Annotated in this window: 15 protein-coding genes; 10 read left to right on the top strand and 5 right to left on the bottom strand. The window is 59.3% G+C overall.

Annotated features, from left to right (window positions below; genetic code table 11):
- Nucleotides 1-62: 62 nt before the first annotated feature.
- Genes G518_RS0121855 through G518_RS36325 form a run of 3 tightly spaced genes read left to right on the top strand, consistent with a single transcriptional unit; the run spans nucleotide 63 to nucleotide 2,600 of the window.
- Nucleotides 63-809: an SDR family oxidoreductase gene (locus tag G518_RS0121855; RefSeq protein WP_028604359.1), complete on the top strand. Its 747-nt coding sequence runs from the start codon at nucleotides 63-65 to the stop codon at nucleotides 807-809.
- Nucleotides 810-814: 5 nt separating this feature from the next.
- A complete protein-coding gene (locus G518_RS0121850; RefSeq protein WP_028604358.1) occupies nucleotides 815-1,312 on the top strand; it encodes a MaoC family dehydratase in 498 nt (165 codons plus the stop codon).
- A 4-nt stretch (nucleotides 1,313-1,316) separates the two neighbouring features.
- Nucleotides 1,317-2,600: a phospholipase A gene (locus tag G518_RS36325; RefSeq protein ID WP_051237246.1), complete on the top strand. Its 1,284-nt coding sequence runs from the start codon at nucleotides 1,317-1,319 to the stop codon at nucleotides 2,598-2,600.
- A 599-nt stretch (nucleotides 2,601-3,199) separates the two neighbouring features.
- On the opposite strand, the gene G518_RS36320 is transcribed toward G518_RS36325, so the two are convergent.
- The 4 genes from G518_RS36320 to G518_RS0121825 are packed head-to-tail and all read right to left on the bottom strand — an operon-like array spanning nucleotide 3,200 to nucleotide 6,848.
- Nucleotides 3,200-3,844: an ABC-type transport auxiliary lipoprotein family protein gene (locus G518_RS36320; RefSeq protein WP_051237243.1), complete on the bottom strand. Its 645-nt coding sequence runs from the start codon at nucleotides 3,842-3,844 to the stop codon at nucleotides 3,200-3,202.
- Nucleotides 3,845-3,881: 37 nt separating this feature from the next.
- Nucleotides 3,882-4,865 (bottom strand): MlaD family protein, encoded by a 984-nt coding sequence (locus G518_RS0121835; protein ID WP_028604357.1) that lies wholly within the window; start codon nucleotides 4,863-4,865, stop codon nucleotides 3,882-3,884.
- 4 nt (nucleotides 4,866-4,869) lie between these two features.
- Nucleotides 4,870-5,727, bottom strand: a complete 858-nt coding sequence (locus tag G518_RS36315) for an ABC transporter ATP-binding protein (protein ID WP_051237240.1) — start codon at nucleotides 5,725-5,727, stop codon at nucleotides 4,870-4,872.
- Nucleotides 5,727-6,848: an MlaE family ABC transporter permease gene (locus tag G518_RS0121825; protein WP_028604356.1), complete on the bottom strand. Its 1,122-nt coding sequence runs from the start codon at nucleotides 6,846-6,848 to the stop codon at nucleotides 5,727-5,729. Before G518_RS0121825 ends, G518_RS36315 begins: the two co-directional genes overlap by 1 nt.
- Before the next feature lie 410 nt (nucleotides 6,849-7,258).
- Between G518_RS0121825 and G518_RS0121820 the strand changes: the two genes are divergently transcribed.
- Together G518_RS0121820 and G518_RS0121815 are read left to right on the top strand one after the other, a co-directional pair.
- Nucleotides 7,259-7,789, top strand: coding sequence for a bactofilin family protein (locus tag G518_RS0121820; protein WP_028604355.1), 531 nt, complete (start codon nucleotides 7,259-7,261; stop codon nucleotides 7,787-7,789).
- The gene (locus G518_RS0121815) at nucleotides 7,740-8,570 is read left to right on the top strand and encodes a hypothetical protein (RefSeq protein ID WP_245598079.1); all 831 of its coding nucleotides are present in this window, start codon (nucleotides 7,740-7,742) and stop codon (nucleotides 8,568-8,570) included. Before G518_RS0121820 ends, G518_RS0121815 begins: the two co-directional genes overlap by 50 nt.
- Here the strand turns inward: G518_RS0121815 and G518_RS0121810 are convergent.
- Entirely contained in the window at nucleotides 8,544-9,698 is a 1,155-nt protein-coding gene (locus tag G518_RS0121810; protein ID WP_028604353.1) for a hypothetical protein, read from the bottom strand. The genes G518_RS0121815 and G518_RS0121810 overlap by 27 nt on opposite strands.
- Before the next feature lie 329 nt (nucleotides 9,699-10,027).
- Between G518_RS0121810 and G518_RS0121805 the strand changes: the two genes are divergently transcribed.
- The 5 genes from G518_RS0121805 to G518_RS0121780 all read left to right on the top strand — a co-directional run bounded on the left by G518_RS0121805 (nucleotide 10,028) and on the right by G518_RS0121780 (nucleotide 17,551).
- Nucleotides 10,028-11,713 (top strand): GMC family oxidoreductase, encoded by a 1,686-nt coding sequence (locus tag G518_RS0121805; protein WP_028604352.1) that lies wholly within the window; start codon nucleotides 10,028-10,030, stop codon nucleotides 11,711-11,713.
- Nucleotides 11,714-12,031: 318 nt separating this feature from the next.
- Nucleotides 12,032-13,468, top strand: a complete 1,437-nt coding sequence (locus G518_RS0121800) for an NAD-dependent succinate-semialdehyde dehydrogenase (protein ID WP_028604351.1) — start codon at nucleotides 12,032-12,034, stop codon at nucleotides 13,466-13,468.
- Nucleotides 13,469-13,858: 390 nt separating this feature from the next.
- On the top strand, nucleotides 13,859-15,202 hold the full coding sequence (gene argG / locus G518_RS0121795; RefSeq protein ID WP_028604350.1) for an argininosuccinate synthase: 1,344 nt from the start codon (nucleotides 13,859-13,861) through the stop codon (nucleotides 15,200-15,202).
- A 359-nt stretch (nucleotides 15,203-15,561) separates the two neighbouring features.
- Nucleotides 15,562-16,473 carry a 4,5-DOPA-extradiol-dioxygenase gene (gene ygiD, locus G518_RS0121785; RefSeq protein ID WP_156909495.1) on the top strand — a complete coding sequence of 304 codons (912 nt, stop codon included), beginning with the start codon at nucleotides 15,562-15,564 and terminating at the stop codon, nucleotides 16,471-16,473.
- A 319-nt stretch (nucleotides 16,474-16,792) separates the two neighbouring features.
- Entirely contained in the window at nucleotides 16,793-17,551 is a 759-nt protein-coding gene (locus G518_RS0121780) for a sulfite exporter TauE/SafE family protein (RefSeq protein WP_028604348.1), read from the top strand.
- Nucleotides 17,552-18,277 lie beyond the last annotated feature (726 nt).

Raw genomic sequence — 18,277 nt, 5'->3', positions numbered from 1 at the left:
GACTCCATGGAAGGTGCGATGGACTTGTAGAAAATCACATCAGATCTTGCAGGAACAAGGACATGGACAAAGTATTGCTGATCACCGGCGCTAGCCGAGGTATCGGTGCTGCCACGGCGAAGCTGGCCGCACAACAGGGCTGGACGGTGGCGGTCAACTACACGGCCAACTCGCTCGCGGCCGATGAAGTGGTGCGCACCATCCGCGCCGCCGGAGCCCATGCCATTGCGATTCGCGCGGACGTGGCCAACGAAGCACAGGTGATGGACATGTTTGCGCACATCGATGCCAAGCTGGGCCCCCTGACCGGGCTGGTCAATAACGCGGGCGTGGTGGATGTTTCCCAACCCGTCGCGGAACAGAGCGTGGCACGGTGGAGGCACATGTTTGAGATCAATGTGATCGGCTCGATGCTCTGCGCGCGTGAGGCAGTGCGGCGCATGAGCACGCGGTACGGCGGCTCTGGAGGAAGCATAGTCAACGTATCCAGCGCGGCGGCGCGCCTGGGATCACCCAACGAATATGTGGACTACGCAGCCAGTAAAGCGGCCATAGACACCTTTACCATTGGCCTGGCCAAGGAAACGGCAGGCGATGGCATTCGCGTCAATGCTGTCAGGCCTGGCTTGATCGAAACCGAGATTCACGCGAGTGGTGGCAAACCCAATCGTGTGGCCGAACTCAAACACCATATTCCCATGCAGCGTGGTGGAACAGCGCAAGAAGTCGCCCAATCCATTGTGTGGTTATTGTCGGATGCGGCAAGCTACACCACCATGTCTCTCATAGACGTCTCAGGAGCCCGTTGAACACCATGTCTACTCATCCGCAAACGAACATCAAGTATTTCTGGGAAGACCTGCCCGTTGGCAGAACGCTGGAGATTGGCAGTATCACCGTCGATCATGACGAGGTGATTGCATTTGCCACCAAATACGATCCGCAGCCCTTTCACCTGAACGAGGAAGCCGCCGCCAAATCGATGTTCGGCAAGCTCAGCGCATCGGGCTGGCACACCTGCTCCATGGCCATGGGCCTGATGGTGCGCGGCTTCCTGCACGAATCATCCAGCCTCGGCTCGCCTGGCCTGGAGGGCGTGAAATGGCTCAAACCCGTGTATCCCGGTGACACACTGACACTGCACCAGCGCATCACCGAAGCGCGGCCTATGAAATCGCGCCCCGATGTGGGCCTGACGCGCACCTTGTGGGAAATGTTCAACCAGCACGGTGACCAGGTGCTGATGATGGACGGCTATGGCATGTTCCGGCGTCGCACACCTGCCAGCGCAGACGAAACAACGAGTACTTGATTTAATGACTTCCAACGTCGACACCACGCCACCCCGGACTCTGCGCTTATCGCGCCTGGCGTGGGCCGCCTCCTTGACCGTCCTGCATCTGAATCCCGCCATGGTGGCCGCAGAAACGCCGGCCGCTGTTGACCTCACACCCCGCGCCGCCAGCGAAGCCACGCTGGCCTGGCAGCAGTGCTCTGGCAAGCCAGACACTGAACGCCTCGCGTGCTTTGATGACTGGGCACGCAGCCAGCAACTGCTGCTTCAAGCGGTGCAGGAAAAAGCCCGCTCGGTCGCCGAATCACCCAACCTGCAAGCCACACCCGGTGCGGCCAGCGCCACGTTGCGTCAGGATGTCACCCGCGCTCTGGCGAGCACTCAGCCATCCGCGCCAGAGGCCGGATCGCTCACTGCGTCTGCCGGTATTGTGGGCGTAGGACTGGAACAGGGTTGCCGCGACCGCCAGTTCTCCGAGTTTTCGCGTTTCTGGGAATTGGAGTCCGGCTCCAGCTGCCCCACCTTTGGCCTGCGTGCATTTCACCCCACCACCGTCACCCTGTCCGCAGGCAATCGGATCAATCGGCAACCCACCTCGCCCAATCCCGCCAATAGCGCCACCTCACCCATTGACTACAGCACACACGAGCTGAGCTTGTCGCTCTCCGTGCGGACCAAACTGGCCAGCGGAATACTGACACCTGCGGGTGGCACCTTGCGTGATTCGCTCTGGGTAGCCTATACGCAAAAATCGAACTGGCAGGTGTTCAACAGCACCTTGTCCCGCCCGTTTCGCAACACAGACCATCAGCCTGAGCTGATCTACATCTACCCCACCACTGCGAAACTCCCGGGCGGCTGGCTCTGGCGCTATACGGGCCTGGGCGTGGTGCATCAATCCAATGGCCAGAGCGACCCGCTCTCGCGCAGCTGGAACCGTGCCTACCTCATGACCGGCATCGAGAAAGACAACACGTGGGCCGTGCAGTTGCGCCTGTGGAAGCGTTTCTCGGAATCAGCGGCAAAAGACAACAACCCAGATATCACCCGGTTCCTGGGCCACGGAGATCTGAACGTGCGCTGGAATGTCAGTTCGCAGAACAGCTTGCGGCTGACCTACGCAGGATTCAACCGCCGCGGATCCGGCAAGCTGGAATGGACCCGGTCATTGGGCGATGGCCTGGGGAATAGTTTCTCTGGGCTGAAGCTCTACACCTCGGTTTTTCATGGCTATGGAGATACTTTGCTTGACTACAACTTCAAGCGCACGGTGTTCAACATAGGGCTGAGTTTGTCGGACTTTTGAGGTTGATGGCTTGCACCTGAGGACGTGAATACGTTCCCAGGGCCAGTCTTTTCAGGGGTTGAATTTATCTTTCCCCGGCAAGGGGAACTAATATCTCCAGGGCCGAGCGCAGCAATGGCCCGAGTGGGTATCCCACCCCTTTGGCCGTGCCGAGGAGCGCAGGGCAAGGGGCGGGCAAGAGCACTGCAAGATGCTCTTGCTTCGTGAACTAGCTTGCGGCAGTTGTTTGAACGTAGAGAGCGAAGCGAAAGAAGAGAGTTTTGCCGCACCGCCCTTTGACCGAGCACCGGAGGGTGCCCGGAGCGCAGCGCAGGGACACGGACTTGGGGTCGCCTTTCTTTTGCCTACTTTTCTTTGGCGAAGCAAAGAACAAGTAGGTGCGCCGCCGGGCGCAATTCCCGGCCTCCGACCTCAAGAGAAGAGCAGAAGGTAGCTATCAAGCGCTGCCAACAATCTACCGCCGCTTGCCCTCACCCCAACCCTCTCCCAGGGGGAGAGGGAGTTAAATCCCTCACCCCGCAGCCAGCCAGCCGGCCGACCCAACCCAACCCAACCCAACCAAAGGAACAGGAACAGGAACAGGAAGAAGGCAGGGAGTCTCAGGGCTTGGCTGCTGGTGCCACCGGCAGTGCCGCCGCCGGCGCAGGCAACCCCACCAACCACGTCACAATCTGCCGAGCCAGATCATCCGTCGCCTCAGTCAGAGCGCGAACCCCACCCGGTGCATCGTTGCTAGGTGCCGGCTGGCGTGCAGTGAACGTGCGCTGGCCCAGCAAGCGTTCCCCGCGCGCGAGAGGCGCAACCGCCGTCGCGCGCATACGCACCAAACCAAAGCTGGCACTTGGGGAATCAAACACCTGGCTGAACTCCTCGAGATCTACACGCAGCTCCAACGCAGCCAGGCTCTCGCCCACATTGACCACCGGCCGCTGCGCCGCCAGCGTCTCACGCAGACGCTGCGACACCAGTTGAGCGGGGGACATGCTCCACCGCGCCAGCGCATAGGGCTGAGGCTGCTGTCCGGCGCCGGAATATAACAACCTGTAGGTGACCGCCGGTCCTTCAAGCGGAGCAGGCGCTGCCACCGGAGCCAGCGCCACAGGAGCATGACTAGGGCTGCTGGAAGCTGTTGGTACGCCGGGGCCAAAGTCGTAAATCATGGGGCGCTGCGGCTTATCCGGAAACGGAATGCTGCCGCAGCCAGCCAACAAAAAAATCCCTGAGAGAGCGCCCAAGACCCTCATCTTTATTGAGCAAAAAGCTATAAATTTCATAGTAGGCTCAAGGTTGCGAGGATCCTGCCGGAGCGGCGAAGCCGGGTTCGCCTGGTCCGGGAGGAACCGTGCCGTTGCCATACAACAGCGACTGCGGGTTGTCATTCAACGAGTTGGCGACACGATCAAGCCGACGAATGGTGCGGCTCACGTCCTCAGTCAGGCCCTGGATACGTGGGAGCGTGGTGCCACTGACGGTGCTCGCACTTTCGCTCAGGCGATCAAGCACCCCACCCGGCGCAACCAGTGTGTCGACACCGGGTTTGATATCAGCAGCGACCGCGCTGAGGCTACCCATGGCTTCACCCGTTTTCACTGCGGCCTCCTGCATGGTCTTCAGTGAACCTGTGGCCTGCTTGACCAGCCCGGGAATGTTGCTCCCGCCACGGCCGAACTGCGCCTCTATGGTTTTATCCGTGTTGGCGGCCAGTTGGTTGATGCTCTTGGCGGCTGCACCCACTTCGTTCAGTGCAGCAGTAAGAGCTGCCTGGTTCTCAGGCCCCAGCACCTGATTGACGCGCTCAACCGTCTGGTCGAACTTTTCCACCAGCATGGCCGCACTGTCTTGCAGCTGGCCCAGAAGGCCGGGTTTGAGCGGAATGCGAGGTGGGCCCCCCTCACGAGAAGGAGGTGGTTCGCTGGACTGCCCCGTGTCGTCTAGTTGCACGAAAGACAGGCCCGTCACGCCTTGGTAGGCCAGGGTGGCAAAGGTCGACTTGGTGACCGGGGAGTCGTGGTTAATGGCAATGCGCACCAACACGTTGCCGCGTACCTCGGGGTCAAAGCTGATGTCAGTCACCTTGCCAATGGCCACCCCTTTGAAACGAACCGCTGCCTGCGGCTGCAAACCACTGACAGCGTCACTGGTGGTCATTTCATAGACATCGGTGCTGGTGACATCGCGCATCAGCCACATGCCCAGGCCGACCAGCAGAGCCGCCACCACCAGCACGAAGACACCAGCGGCGAGCGCGTGGGATTTATTTTCCATGAGCTTATTGTCCTTTCACAGACGCGATCGGGGGCGTGGCGGTTTGCCGATCGCGCAGCATCTCCATCGCGCGCAAACCTCGTTCCCCGAGGAAAAAATGATGTATGAAAGGGTGGTCGAAGGCGAGCACCTCGGGTACCGGCGCGGCGATGATGACATGTTGCTCAGCCAACACCGCCACCCGCGTTGACAGCGCAAAAAGCGTGTCGAGATCGTGTGTGACCATTACCACGCTGAGGCCCAACTCCTGATGAAGCGAGCCCAGCAGGTTACAGAAGGCATCTGAGCTGTCAGGGTCCAAGCCGGCGGTGGGCTCATCGAGCATCAGCAGCGGCGGATCCATGATGAGCGCGCGAGCCAGCGCCACACGTTTGATCATGCCTCCTGAGAGCTCGGCGGGCATCTTGTGCGCATCAGTGGGCTTCAAGCCCACCATCTGCAGCTTCAGCAACGCCGCCTCGCGCACCAGCTCTTCTGGCAGCGCGTTGGTTTCCCGCAGAGGAAACGCGATGTTGTCCAGCACACTGAATGCCGAGAAAAGGGCCCCCTGCTGAAACAGCATACCCACCCGGGCAGCCGCGCCCGGCCCGGACAATTCCGCCACCGGCCGGCCCAAAACAGTCACCGTACCCTTGGCCGGCGTATTGAGCCCCAGCATCTGCCGCAGCAGGACCGTCTTGCCCGTGCCGGAGCCGCCCACGAGAGTGAGCACCTCGCCCCGGTTCACGGTGAGATCCAAATCTTTGTGAACCACCACTTGTCCGCCACCAGGAACGGGGAATGCGCTCCACAGGCCGCGCACCTCAATCACCGGCTCGAGCGCCGCAGCTGACGCGGACTCCAAGGACGTGTCTGGCGCCATCACATCCCCACCTTTTTGAACAGCACCGCGAACAGCGCATCGATCAGAATCACGGCGGTAATAGAGGCCACCACAGAAGCAGTCGTACCTTGTCCCAGGCTCTCGGTATTAGGCTTTACGCGCATGCCGTAATGGCATCCAATGAGGGCGATCGAGACCCCGAACACCAATGATTTGGCAGACGCCAGAGCCAGGTTCGCAATCGGAACCGCTTTAGGCAGAGCCTCAAAGAAAAAGCTCGGCGTAATGCCCAACGTGATATCAGCCGCGAGCATGCCACCCACCAATGCGGCCATGGAAGTCCAGACACTGATCAGTGGCATCGCAATGGCTAGCGCCAGCGCCCGAGGCATCACAAGACGAAATCCGGCGGGAATGCCCAGCACCCGCATGGCGTCCAGCTCCTCCGTCACGCGCATGACCCCAATCTGAGCCGTGATAGCCGACCCAGAGCGCCCAGCAATCAGTACCGCTGCCAGAAGTGGCCCGAGCTCTCGGATCAAAGCCAGGCCGAGGATGTTGACAATAAACGCCTCCGCGCCAAACTGGCGCAATATCTGGCTCATCAAATAGGCGAGGACCACACCGATCAGGAAGCCAACCAGCGCGGTGATCGGCAAGGCCTGAGCGCCTATTCGATAGAGGTGGCCAGTGAAATCACGCCATGGCCCCTTGTGCGGCGCCGCCACGAGGCGCAAGAAATCCAGCAGCAACTGGCCCATGAGGGCGACGAAATCTCGTACTTGTGCAAGTGCGGCTTCCACACCCAGACCGAACTCGTTCACGCGTTGACTAAAACTGCGTTGCCCGGAAGGGGGTGCCACGACTGGATAGGAGGCCACGCGCTCCAGCACGGCACGTTGATCTGGATGCGCCTCCATGCGCGCCGGCCATTGGCGGCCCCAATGATCCCAAAGCGCAAGCGCTCCCAGATGATCCAAAGCCCCGATATGGCGCAAATCCCAGTCTTGGACAGTGCTAAAGCTGGCAAGTCTGGTGCTGACTTCCTTCCAGACACGTACCGAAGCCAGTTGCGCAGCGGTCCAATCGCCCTCGAGCACGGCTACGGTCACCCCGGCGGCCTGCTCTTGCTGGCGTAAGCGTGGCGTGAGGTCTTCCATAGTCTTCACAAGAGGCTAGGAGCGTGCGCGAAAGACGGCGCACCAAACTCCGCGTCAGGCACGGCGCAGCCAGTCTTCGACTCAATACTAAGGATGGCGCGCCAGGTCATGAAAAAAGAGAAGGGAAAAATCCAAAGAGTGGCAACCACAAGAAACCGCTCGCAACTTCCGGCAACAGTGGTTCTGGCGTCAGACAATCAGAAATAGCCGGCACCAGGACAATCACGGGCGAAGACGAATGGTAACGCGTCGACAAATTCCCCTACTGTGGGACAAGACGCCGCCAGCCAATGGGTTGGACTGCAAGGTGTGGACCACCTCGAAGACCCTCTTGGTTACGTTTCTTTCCTCTTGTACTGTCCTGTAGCTTCAGCTGCCGTTAGGATCGTTAGTTGTTATAAGGAAAAAGCATGGCACTTCAAGGACCGTTTTTCGGCAAGCGGGATTCCGAACCGCTAAATCCCCGCAGCCCCACCAGCCCGTCTCTGGGCGGCACCAGCTCCCTGGGTTCCGCCGGCGGCGCCTCCGCGGCGCAACCATTCTCGTCGCCCGCTGCCAGCGCTCCGGTAGCGGCCGCGCCAGCACCCGCTGGAGAGAACGGCGCGAAACTCACCGTCGGCCCTAATATCAAGCTGAAGGGCGTCGAAATCACTGATTGCGACACCCTGGTGGTCGAAGGCACGGTCGAAGCGACCATGAACTCGCGCGTGATCCAGATCGCCGAACAAGGTGCGTTCAAAGGTTCCGCCGAGATCGACATCGCGGAAATACGCGGCGTGTTCGATGGAAATCTCATTGTTCGCCAAAAACTGGTGATTTTTGCCACTGGCAAGGTCACCGGCAAGATCCGCTATGGCAAGATCGTGATCGAAGAAGGAGGACAGTTGTCCGGTGAAATCACATTCGGTACTGCGGAAGGCGGCAGCGCTAAAGGCGACTAGATGTCTGTCTCTGCCTGATCCTTGGTTCGCCCGCGTCTCGCTGGGCGAATATTTTCCTGGGGCCGCCCGTGCGGCCCTTTCGCTTGTCTGCGCGCTGGTCATGGCAGGCTGCGCCAGCGATGCCCACCTGGAACGCGGCCAAGTGCGAGGACAGGAGTTCGCTGGCGGCGAACTGTTGCAAAGTGAGGGCAATCGTGTCGCCACGGCGGCTATGCGTGCCAATCATCAAAGCCTGATGCTGCTGGCCGACAAGCTATACCGCCGCAATCCTTCGGAGTGGCGCAAGACGGCAGCCTCACGGGAAGCCGCCCTGGCGCAACTCGATGAAGCCATACAAGCCCAACAAGCCTGGCCAGCACTGGCTGGCAAGCGCGATGTCGTGGCGCTTTCGTCGGCATTGGCACCAGAGTTCCAGGGTGATCGCATAGCCGCCTTCATCGTGGCTTGCTCTGACACCATCATCACCTCGCATGGCGGCAAGCGCGAGTTTTACTACCTGGACTCCGTAGATCCCCAGCACATCTATAACGCCGCCCGCAATATGGAAACGGCGCTCTGGATCCTCAACACCCGCCGTGATGCGCGCGGCCAGCCGCTCCTTCTAGCCAACGAAATCACCCCCGACAGCCGCAATTTGAGTTTCGAGCGGGAGTTCGGAAAGATCATTGGCCGGCTGGACATGCTTGCCGCCTACGCCACAGAGCGATACCGGCGGGCCGCGATCGGCTACGTCCAGGGCATTGTGGCAGCGCCGCTACTGGCCTTCTTGCCAGTAAGGTGAAGCGCCTTTTGGTGCCGAACTCCCCTGCCCCCCTGGGTTAGAAAGAGTTACCAGGATGTTCTGGGGTAAGTCGTAAAAGCTTGCTCCATCAAAGCTCCTCCTGGCCACATCATCCAGGGCCGCCAGGAATTCTCCCCAGAGCAATATGGGCACCAATGATCTTGAAACTGTAGCCTCCTCTCCTCGCAAGGAAATGCGAGCAGGGCCATGCTGCAAATCGTCCACAACGGTGATGGGGACTAAAGCCCGTTGAAGGGGTGTATCCAGCACGTCGGCACCATCCAGCGCCAGCATGCTGGTCATTTTTTTCAACCAGTTCGCACCCAATTGCAGATCCACCAATTCGGGTTGCAGCTCCCTCAAAAGCAAATTCAACTCACGGTAAGCGAGCTGCAGTTCGAGCAGCTGCTCAGAGGAAAACACCAACTCTGGCAGTGAAGCCTCCACGCCTGGGTTGCCCGCTGCAGGTGGACGCGAGCAACGGGCTTCAGAGAACATTTTTTGTACCCTTTGCACTGCGTCTGAAGCATCGATGTCTTCGATCAGTTCTTGCATACGCTGCTTTCCCGGCGCAACCGCTTCGCCTCTCGTTGGCAGAAAGATGTCCGCCCAATGCGCCATGCGCCACACGAACTTCCTCATATCCCCCAATCTCTTTTCCAACCCATCGAGAGCAAGATCTACATCGCTTTGTCCTTCGTGCGCTGCGTCCAAAGGGAACCGGTCATCACGGTTCACCCCCTTGAACTCGCGCACCGCCTCCTTGTCACTGAACATGACTGATCTCCTTGTGCCCGCCTGATTCAGGCTCAGAGATGGGCGGTCACTGTTGTGCGACAGCTCAAGGGAGCCGTCAGAGGAGTCTTCTTCAAGAGCAAGGTGTACGGACAGGTCCTCGAAACTTGATTCGGTTCTGAGGATGCCTTTAAGCTCCTGGGCCGATTGCCGCTGGCCGTTCTTCAATACCAGGCCTAGATCCGTGCCGCCAATGGAGATGTCATTGTCTGGAAAGGGCAAGCGCGTACCGGAAGGAGGTATCGATGCGCTCAGGTGCGTGGTCCTGGGTGCTGGACGCTCGGAAAGCGCATTGGAGTTGTTGCCACGAAAACAGGAAAGCAAAAATAGCATGAAGCCCCTGAAGTAACTTATTTCTATGAATACAAAAGAGTTAATTCATGATACTTGCAGGCGCCCATCTTCGCCAGCAATAAATTGGGCTCATCAAGCTCCGCCATCTCAAGCAGCGCCCTCGCAGACATGGAACCGACAAAAATCGCGGCTTGATGTCCCGACTGACCTATCATCCGCCTGGGCGACCGACGGCCTTGGAAGTTGCCGACCGCAAATCGGCCATCGGCTCAATTTTCGCTATCGGCGCTCTTGGAGCCTTTTCAAAGTCTCTGCGCGAAGAGACCTTGAGCAAGCTCCTAGCCCGACAGCTCCACCAGTGCCAGCATATGAGCGAACAAACCTTTGATTACATCGTCGTGGGCGCAGGAACCGCCGGTTGCCTGCTTGCCAACCGCCTTTCGCGCGACAAAAACAAACGTGTGCTGCTGATCGAGGCTGGCGGCAAGGACGACTATCACTGGATACACATTCCGGTGGGTTACCTGTATTGCATCGGTAATCCCCGCACTGATTGGCTCTATCAGACAGAACCCGCTGCCGGCCTGAACGGCCGCACTCTGCGTTATCCGCGTGGCAAGGTGCTGGGAGGCAGCAGCTCCATCAACGGCATGATCTATATGCGCGGCCAATCGCGCGACTACGACCGTTGGGCGGAGTTCACGGGGGATGATGAGTGGCGCTGGGAGAATTGCCTGCCGGATTTCAAGGCCCACGAAGATCACCACAAGCTCGACAAGCGCAAGCCTGACGCCCCAGCCCCTTCTCCAAGCTTTGCCAACTTGCACGGCCATGGCGGCGAATGGCGCGTAGACAAGCAGCGCCTTCGCTGGGATGTGCTGGATGCATTTGCGGCCGCTGCGCAAGAGGCCGGCGTGCCGGCTACGGACGACTTCAACCGCGGCACCAACGAGGGCGTAGGCTACTTTGAAGTGAACCAGAAGGCCGGTTTACGCTGGAATGCAGCCAAGGCCTTTCTCAGGCCCACTTGCTATGGGCGTCCAAATTTCGAACTCTGGACCCACGCGCGGGTGGCACGCCTGCTCATTGAGCGCGGTGCCAACGGTTCATTGCAATGCTCGGGTGCCGAGATATCAACCGATACCGGCCTGACACAGGCACTCCTGGAGCCAGGCGGTGAGTTGATCCTGAGCGCGGGAAGCATCGGTTCACCACAGATCCTGCAGCTTTCGGGTGTAGGCCCGGCTGATCTGCTGCGTCAGCATGGCATTGAGGTCCTGGCCGATCTTCCAGGAGTTGGAGCCAACCTGCAAGACCATCTGCAGATTCGAAGCGTGTACAAGATCAAAGGTGGCAAGACGCTCAACCAGCTCACCAGCACGCTTTGGGGCAAAGGCAAGATCGGCATGGAATATCTCCTGCGCCGCTCTGGGCCCATGAGCATGGCTCCGAGCCAGCTAGGCGCGTTCACACGCTCTTCACCCGCCTTTGAATGGCCGAATATTGAATACCACGTGCAACCGCTCAGCCTGGACGCTTTCGGCGAACCGCTGCACAGCTTTCCGGCCATCACGGCCAGTGTGTGCAACCTGAACCCCACCAGCCGGGGTACGGTGCACATCAAAAGCGCCCGTTTCGAAGATGCCCCCGCTATCGCGCCCAATTACCTCGCCACAGAAGAAGACCGGCAGGTGGCCGCTGACAGCCTTCGCGTCACGCGCCGCATCGTGGCCCAGCCGGCGATGGCCCGCTTCTCCCCAGAAGAGTACAAACCGGGGCCGCAGTACCAGAGCGATGAAGACCTGGCCCGCCTGGCAGGCGATATTGCCAGCACGATCTTTCACCCTGTGGGCACAACCATGATGGGCAAAGACGGAGATCCCATGGCCGTACTTACACCGCGCCTTCAAGTACGCGACGGTGCCGGAGGAGTGATTGCTGGCCTGCGCGTGGTGGATGCAGGGGCCATGCCTTTGATCACCAGTGGCAACACCAACAGCCCGACACTGATGATGGCCGAGAAGGCCGCCAAATGGATTCAGGGGCGGGGCTGAGCTGAATCCGGCCAAAAGCTCTAACATATGGGGTTGCGCCCGGCGTTCTTGACGCTAGGCCTCCTCAGCACGGGTCGCGCTAGGAGGCTGTCGGACTTGGAGCGCCGATAGCGAAAATGGGCCCCAGCGAGGACAGTTTTCACGGGATTTGCAGGCCCATAGCCTAGCTATGGGTCAAAAAGACCGTGAAAAATGGACCGCAGCGGCCCATTTGCAGCCGGCGATTTCCAAGTCCGACAGCCTCCTAGTGAAGCACCGATCTGAATTGTGCAAAGAGTCCTTGGGCCACCGCTTTTCTTTTAACCTTCCACCACGTTCATGACCTACCCCAATACCCAGCTGTTCATCGACAACCAATGGTGCGACGCCGCCGCCGGAGAAACACTGGCGGTGCTCAACCCCGCCACGGGCCAGGAAATCGGCCGTCTGGCGCATGCCCGCAAGCCTGACCTGGACCGCGCCCTGGCCGCAGCCGACCGCGGCTTTGCCACTTGGCGCAACACGCCTGCGAATGAACGCTCAGCCATCATGCGCCGGGCCGCAGGCTTGCTGCGTGAGCGCGCCGAAGCCATCGCTTCCGTGATGACTCAGGAACAGGGCAAGCCGCTCGGAGAAGCCAAGGGTGAGGTGTTGTCGGCCGCCGACATCATCGAATGGTTTGCCGAAGAAGGCCGCCGCACCTATGGCCGCATCGTGCCACCGCGCAACATGGCAGCCGACCAGCGCGTGCTGAAAGAACCCGTAGGTCCGGTGGCCGCGTTCACACCGTGGAACTTCCCTATCAACCAGGTGGTGCGCAAGGTGTCCGCCGCTCTGGCCACAGGTTGCTCCATCCTGGTGAAAGGCCCCGAGGAAACGCCCGCGTCCCCTGCTGAGTTGATGCGCGCCTTCAGCGACGCCGGTATTCCAGCCGGTGTGGTCGGGCTGGTATATGGCGTACCCGCGGAAATCTCTGCGTACCTGATTCCGCATCCCGTGATCCGCAAGATCACGTTCACCGGCTCCACCCCTGTCGGCAAGCAGCTCGCCGCGATGGCTGGCCTCCATATGAAGCGCGCGACCATGGAGCTGGGTGGCCACGCTCCTGTGATCGTTTGCGACGACGCCGATATTGAGCTCGCAGTGAAAGCCGTGGGAGGAGCCAAGTTCCGCAACGCCGGCCAGGTTTGCATTTCGCCCACTCGTTATCTGGTGCACAACAAGGTGAAGGCTGACTTCATCGACGCCTTCGCCGCGCTGGCCAAAGGCCTCAAGGTGGGCAACGGTTTGGAAAAAGGCATCCAGATGGGTCCCATGGCCAACGACCGCGGCCTGGCGAACATGCAGAGACTCACCGAAAACGCAGTGGCCAAGGGCGCCACATTGGTCACAGGCGGCGAACGCATTGGCACTGCGGGTAACTTCTTTGCCCCCACCGTGCTTGCTGACGTTCCACTAGACGCTGACGTGTTCAACCAGGAGCCCTTTGGTCCCATGGCTGCCGTGCGTGGCTTCGATGACCTGGCGGACGCCATCAAGGAGGCCAACCGCCTGCCATGGGGCTTGTCTGCCTACGCCTTCACGCGCTCCCTTAAAAACGCACACCAGCTCTCACATGGGGTTGAGGTGGGCATGCTGTGGGTGAACCAGCCTGCGGCGCCCTCGCCTGAACTGCCGTTTGGCGGCGTCAAGGATTCCGGGTATGGCTCAGAAGGTGGCCCAGAAGCGCTTGAGGCGTATCTGAACACCAAGACGGTGTCGATCATCTGCGGGTGATTTTCTTATTGCCGTAACAATCTGTATTGTCGTTCCCGGAAGGCTCGGCCGCTGGATGGTTGGCCCCGCGTGCATGCGGGGAGCAGGGTTAAAAGCGCAGCCTTCGGGGATCGTTGGAGTAGCTTGCTGCAAATTCAACGCTGTAGATCCAAAAAACTTGTGAATTAGGACACGTTGCGCCCAGTAGCCCTGGATTCCCGCCTGCGCGGGAATGACGAGATAGGGGTGTTCACAACGGTGATGAGTTGCGACGAGCGAAGTGGAAGCGACTTCGCGAGAAGCGTGCACGCGTGGTCGCGGGGCGTCAGCTTGGTGCTGGCCCCATGGATTGCACCGACAATACCGGTTGCCTGCCTTTTTGGGCAATCCCCTTTTCATTGAATGCCAGCTATGTCCTCCACTATCTTGCAATCTCTCCCTGCCGACCAAAAAGTCGGCATTGCCTTCTCCGGCGGCCTTGACACCAGCGCCGCGCTTCTGTGGATGCGCCAAAAAGGCGCTGTGCCCTACGCGTACACCGCTAACCTGGGCCAACCCGATGAAGAAGACTACGACGCCATTCCCCGCAAAGCGATGGAATATGGCGCGGAAAAAGCCCGTCTGATTGATTGCCGCACACAGCTGGCGAACGAAGGTATCGCTGCATTGCAGTGCGGCGCATTCCATATACGCAGTGGTGGCGCCACTTACTTCAACACAACGCCCCTGGGGCGCGCCGTGACCGGCACCATGCTGGTCAATGCGATGAAGGAAGATGATGTCAACATCTGGGGAGATGGCAGCACATTCAAGGGCAATGACATCGAACGCTTCTATCGTTACGGCCTTCTAGCCAATCCATCTCTGAAAATCTACAAGCCGTGGCTGGACCAGCGCTTCATTGACGAGCTGGGCGGACGCAAGGAGATGTCTGAATTCATGCAGAACGCCGGTTTTGACTACAAGATGTCGTCAGAAAAGGCTTATTCGACGGATTCCAACATGCTTGGCGCCACTCATGAGGCCAAGGACCTGGAAGAACTGTCCAGCGGTATCCGAATCGTGAACCCCATCATGGGCGTCGCGTTCTGGAAGCCAGAGGTCGATGTCAAGGCGGAAGAGGTTCGCGTTCGCTTCGAAGATGGTATTCCGGTGGCTCTGAATGGCAAAGAAATCTCCGATCATGTGGAGCTCTTTTTAGAAGCCAATCGCATTGGTGGCCGCCACGGCCTGGGCATGTGCGATCAGATTGAAAACCGCATCATCGAAGCCAAGAGCCGCGGCATCTATGAAGCCCCCGGTATGGCTCTGCTGCACATCGCCTATGAACGCCTGGTGTCTGGCATCCATAACGAAGACACCATAGAGCAATACCGCATGAACGGGCTCAAGCTGGGCCGCCTGCTCTACCAAGGCCGCTGGTTCGATCCACAAGCCATCATGCTGCGCGAAACCGCGCAGCGCTGGGTAGCCAGTGCAGTCACGGGAGAAGTCACGCTGGAGCTGCGCAGAGGCAACGACTACAGCCTGCTCAATACAGAGTCGCCTAACCTGACTTACGCACCTGAGCGCCTGTCCATGGAAAAGGTGGCCAACGCGCCTTTCACACCGCAAGACCGCATCGGCCAGCTAACCATGCGCAATCTCGACATCATCGATACGCGGGGCAAGCTGGCGGTGTACGCCAAAAACGGCCTGCTGCAACTGGGCGAAGGTTCGATGCTGCCGCAACTTGAGCACGAACAGCCAAAATAAGGCTAAAGCTCACAAATTGATCTAGCCTTCGAACCAAAAAGGTGCGTCGCACCAATTTCGTTCGGGGAAAGTCCCAATATGGCGGATGCTGGTGCGCTGTTACAGTCACTGCATTCGGGCATCACAGCCAGCATCGTGATGCCGAAGGGCCGAGGAGACAAGCCAGACCAACAAGAACATCAAATCAAAAGAATGCCATATGCAATGGCTCATAAAGGACGCCCCTCCAGGCGTCCTTTTTTTTCGCTTGTTTAAGCCCCTCCCTCTTAAAATATTAGGGAAAACCCTTTACTTTGTGGAACTTAGCGACCATAGCGATATCTTTCAACGCTACATCTTCAAAACAAGATCTTCAAAAAATGCAGCGTAGAACATCGTTGGCGGTCCTGGCTGGGCTTACTGGCATTTCCCTCACCTCCCTTTCCAGCGCTCTCGCTGCGCCGCTGCTGCAGTCCCTCAAGCCCTCCACCCGCATGCCGGTGCTGTTCGTGGGCCATGGCAGCCCCATGAATGCCATTGAAGACAACAATTGGCGGCGTAGTTGGCAGAGTTTGGGAGTTGAGCTCCTTGCACGAGCCGAGCGGCCACAGCTGATCTTGTGCATCTCTGCCCATTGGCTCACACGCGGTGGTTGGCAGCTGACTGGAATGGCCCAGCCCAGGACCATCCACGATTTCGGCGGCTTTCCAAAGGCGCTGTTCGATCAGCAGTACCCTGCGCCGGGCGCTCCTGATGTAGCGCGAAGCCTTTCGAAAGAGCTTCGTTCGCCCGCCAATAGTGGCACGTTAGGCGTAGATGAAAGCGAATGGGGTCTAGATCACGGAACTTGGTCGACACTTAAACCTATGTTCCCCAAAGCCGATATCCCGGTGGTGCAACTCAGCATGGACTACGACCGCTCACCAGCCGAGCACTATGCGCTGGGCCAGCAATTGCAAAAGCTCCGAGATCGGGGGGTGCTTATTGTCGGCAGCGGCAACATCGTGCACAACTTGCGGGCCACTCGCCGAGGTGCAGGTCAACAGGAAGCCTACGACTGGGCTTCCGAGTTCGACACCGTGGTGCAAGATCAAATCAAAAAGGGCCAGCTCGGTGCGCTGGCAGATTTCCAGAAACTAGGCCAGGTGGCGCGGCTCTCACACCCCACGCACGAGCACTACCTTCCGCTGCTCTATGCCGCAGGGGCCGCACGCGCCACCGAGATGCCTCGTTTTTTCAATACTGGGTTCCAGTCAGCTTCCATTTCAATGCGGTCAGTGGTCTGGGGCTAGCCAATCAGGCGGGGGGCCATCGCAGATCAGAAGTGTGCATGCATTCGGCGCGCTCGAAAGAGCCGTCATAGGCCACCAGCACCCAACGAAGGCGTAGATCGGGCTACAGGGAGCATTTGCTCGCCTAGTGGGTAGTTTTTGGCGGTACTGGCGGGCTTGAGAGATTCGCTCACACCTTCCCTGAGCGCAAGCCGCTATGATCAGCGCGCATCTTGCGCCACGGCTTAGACATGCTGTGCAACGCATCAAGGGAGCGCCTTAGAGCCTGCTCAAAGTCTCCCGGCTGAAGCCTGACCGTCCACTACTCTTTCTTTCTCTCATGGAATTGCTGATCGTTTCCCTGGCTTCGCTCCTGGCCGGGTTGGTGGATTCGATCGTGGGAGGTGGCGGGCTGGTTTTGGTGCCAGCGCTCTTTGCCACTTTTCCGAACGCCGCGCCGGCTACTCTGTTTGGCACCAACAAGAGCGCATCGGTATGGGGTACGGCGATTGCCACAGCACAGTACAGCCGGCGCGTGCAAATGCGCTGGGCGGTGCTCCTTCCCGCAGCGGGCGCTGCTCTGGTGGGCTCCTTCCTAGGAGCCTGGCATGTCACGCTGATCAACCCCGATTTCCTGCGCCGCCTGCTGCCATTAATTCTTCTGGCCGTGCTGATCTATACGTTGGTGAAAAAGGACCTGGGCCACACCCACGCGCCACGTCATACGCGTGGGCGCGAAACTGCGCTGGCATGCGTCATAGGTGCGGTGATCGGCTGGTACGACGGTTTTTTTGGCCCCGGCACCGGCAGCTTCTTCATTTTTCTGTTCGTCCGCTTTCTGGGCTACGACTTTCTCAATGCATCCGCTTCCGCCAAGCTGTTGAATGTAGCCACCAACATCGCTGCAATCGCCCTTTTCGCGTCAAAAGGGCACATTTGGTGGCATATTGGGCTCATGATGGCAGTTGCTAACGTGGTGGGGAGTCTGATTGGTACGCGGCTGGCGCTTAAGCATGGGGCGGGGTTTGTTAGAGGCGTGTTTATTTTTGTGGTGAGTGCGCTGATCTTGAAGACGGGATATGACGCGTTCTTCAAGTAGTTTTCATTTGCGCTTTTAGGAATCGGTTCGAGGGGTCCTGCACGGGACGCCTGGGGGAATTCATCCCCTCTCCCTCGGACAAGGCAGGTGTTTCAACTCCCTCTCCTCCTGGTGAGCGCCAGGGGGTTAACTCCCTCTCCCCCTGGGAGAGGGCGGGGGCGGCCGGCTGCGGCGTGAGGGCAAGCGGCGGTTGATTTGTTGGTAGTGCTTGATAGTTACCTTCTGCTCTTCTCTTGAAGTCGGAGGCCGGGAATTGCGCCCGGCGGCGCACCTACTCTTTTTTGTTTCGCCAAAAGAGAGTAGGCAGAAAAAAAGCGACCCCAAGTCCGTGTCCCTACGCTGCGCTCCGGGCACCCTGCGGTGCTCGGTCAAGGGGCGGTGCGACAGAACTCTCTTCTTTCGCTTCGCTCACTACGTTCAAACAACTGCCGCAAGCTAGTTCTTGAAGCAAGAGCATCTTGCAGTGCTCTTGCCCGCCCCTTGCCCTGCGCTCCTCGGCACGGCCTCAAGGGGTGGGATACCCATTCGGGCCATTGCTTCGCTCGGCCTTCGACTGGCCAGTTTTCCCTGCCGGGAAAAGATGAGCTCCAGACCTTGAATGGCGTGCTTCTACGTCCGCCTAACTCCAGCTCGGCATCAGCTTGTCAAAGAACTACGGTAGGTACGCGCAGAGCGAGCGCACACATCAACTCATAGCCCACGGTCCCTGCCGCCTGAGCCACCTCA

This window comes from Ottowia thiooxydans DSM 14619 (assembly GCF_000422885.1).
In the GTDB taxonomy this organism is placed as follows: domain Bacteria; phylum Pseudomonadota; class Gammaproteobacteria; order Burkholderiales; family Burkholderiaceae_C; genus Ottowia; species Ottowia thiooxydans.
The sequence above is the reverse complement of the archived record's forward strand: the minus strand, read 5'-3'. Positions and strand labels throughout refer to the sequence as shown.

Excerpts from the sequence above, each read along its gene's own strand:
- G518_RS0121810 (WP_028604353.1), bottom strand. The coding sequence starts at position 9,698 with ATGCTATTTTTGCTTTCCTGTTTTCGTGGCAACAACTCCAATGCGCTT.
- G518_RS36325 (WP_051237246.1), top strand. The coding sequence starts at position 1,317 with ATGACTTCCAACGTCGACACCACGCCACCCCGGACTCTGCGCTTATCG.
- G518_RS0121835 (WP_028604357.1), bottom strand. The coding sequence starts at position 4,865 with ATGGAAAATAAATCCCACGCGCTCGCCGCTGGTGTCTTCGTGCTGGTG.
- G518_RS36320 (WP_051237243.1), bottom strand. The coding sequence starts at position 3,844 with ATGAGGGTCTTGGGCGCTCTCTCAGGGATTTTTTTGTTGGCTGGCTGC.
- G518_RS0121800 (WP_028604351.1), top strand. The coding sequence starts at position 12,032 with ATGACCTACCCCAATACCCAGCTGTTCATCGACAACCAATGGTGCGAC.
- G518_RS0121855 (WP_028604359.1), top strand. The coding sequence starts at position 63 with ATGGACAAAGTATTGCTGATCACCGGCGCTAGCCGAGGTATCGGTGCT.
- G518_RS36315 (WP_051237240.1), bottom strand. The coding sequence starts at position 5,727 with ATGGCGCCAGACACGTCCTTGGAGTCCGCGTCAGCTGCGGCGCTCGAG.
- G518_RS0121850 (WP_028604358.1), top strand. The coding sequence starts at position 815 with ATGTCTACTCATCCGCAAACGAACATCAAGTATTTCTGGGAAGACCTG.
- argG (WP_028604350.1), top strand. The coding sequence starts at position 13,859 with ATGTCCTCCACTATCTTGCAATCTCTCCCTGCCGACCAAAAAGTCGGC.
- G518_RS0121805 (WP_028604352.1), top strand. The coding sequence starts at position 10,028 with ATGAGCGAACAAACCTTTGATTACATCGTCGTGGGCGCAGGAACCGCC.
- ygiD (WP_156909495.1), top strand. The coding sequence starts at position 15,562 with ATGCAGCGTAGAACATCGTTGGCGGTCCTGGCTGGGCTTACTGGCATT.
- G518_RS0121820 (WP_028604355.1), top strand. The coding sequence starts at position 7,259 with ATGGCACTTCAAGGACCGTTTTTCGGCAAGCGGGATTCCGAACCGCTA.
- G518_RS0121825 (WP_028604356.1), bottom strand. The coding sequence starts at position 6,848 with ATGGAAGACCTCACGCCACGCTTACGCCAGCAAGAGCAGGCCGCCGGG.
- G518_RS0121780 (WP_028604348.1), top strand. The coding sequence starts at position 16,793 with ATGGAATTGCTGATCGTTTCCCTGGCTTCGCTCCTGGCCGGGTTGGTG.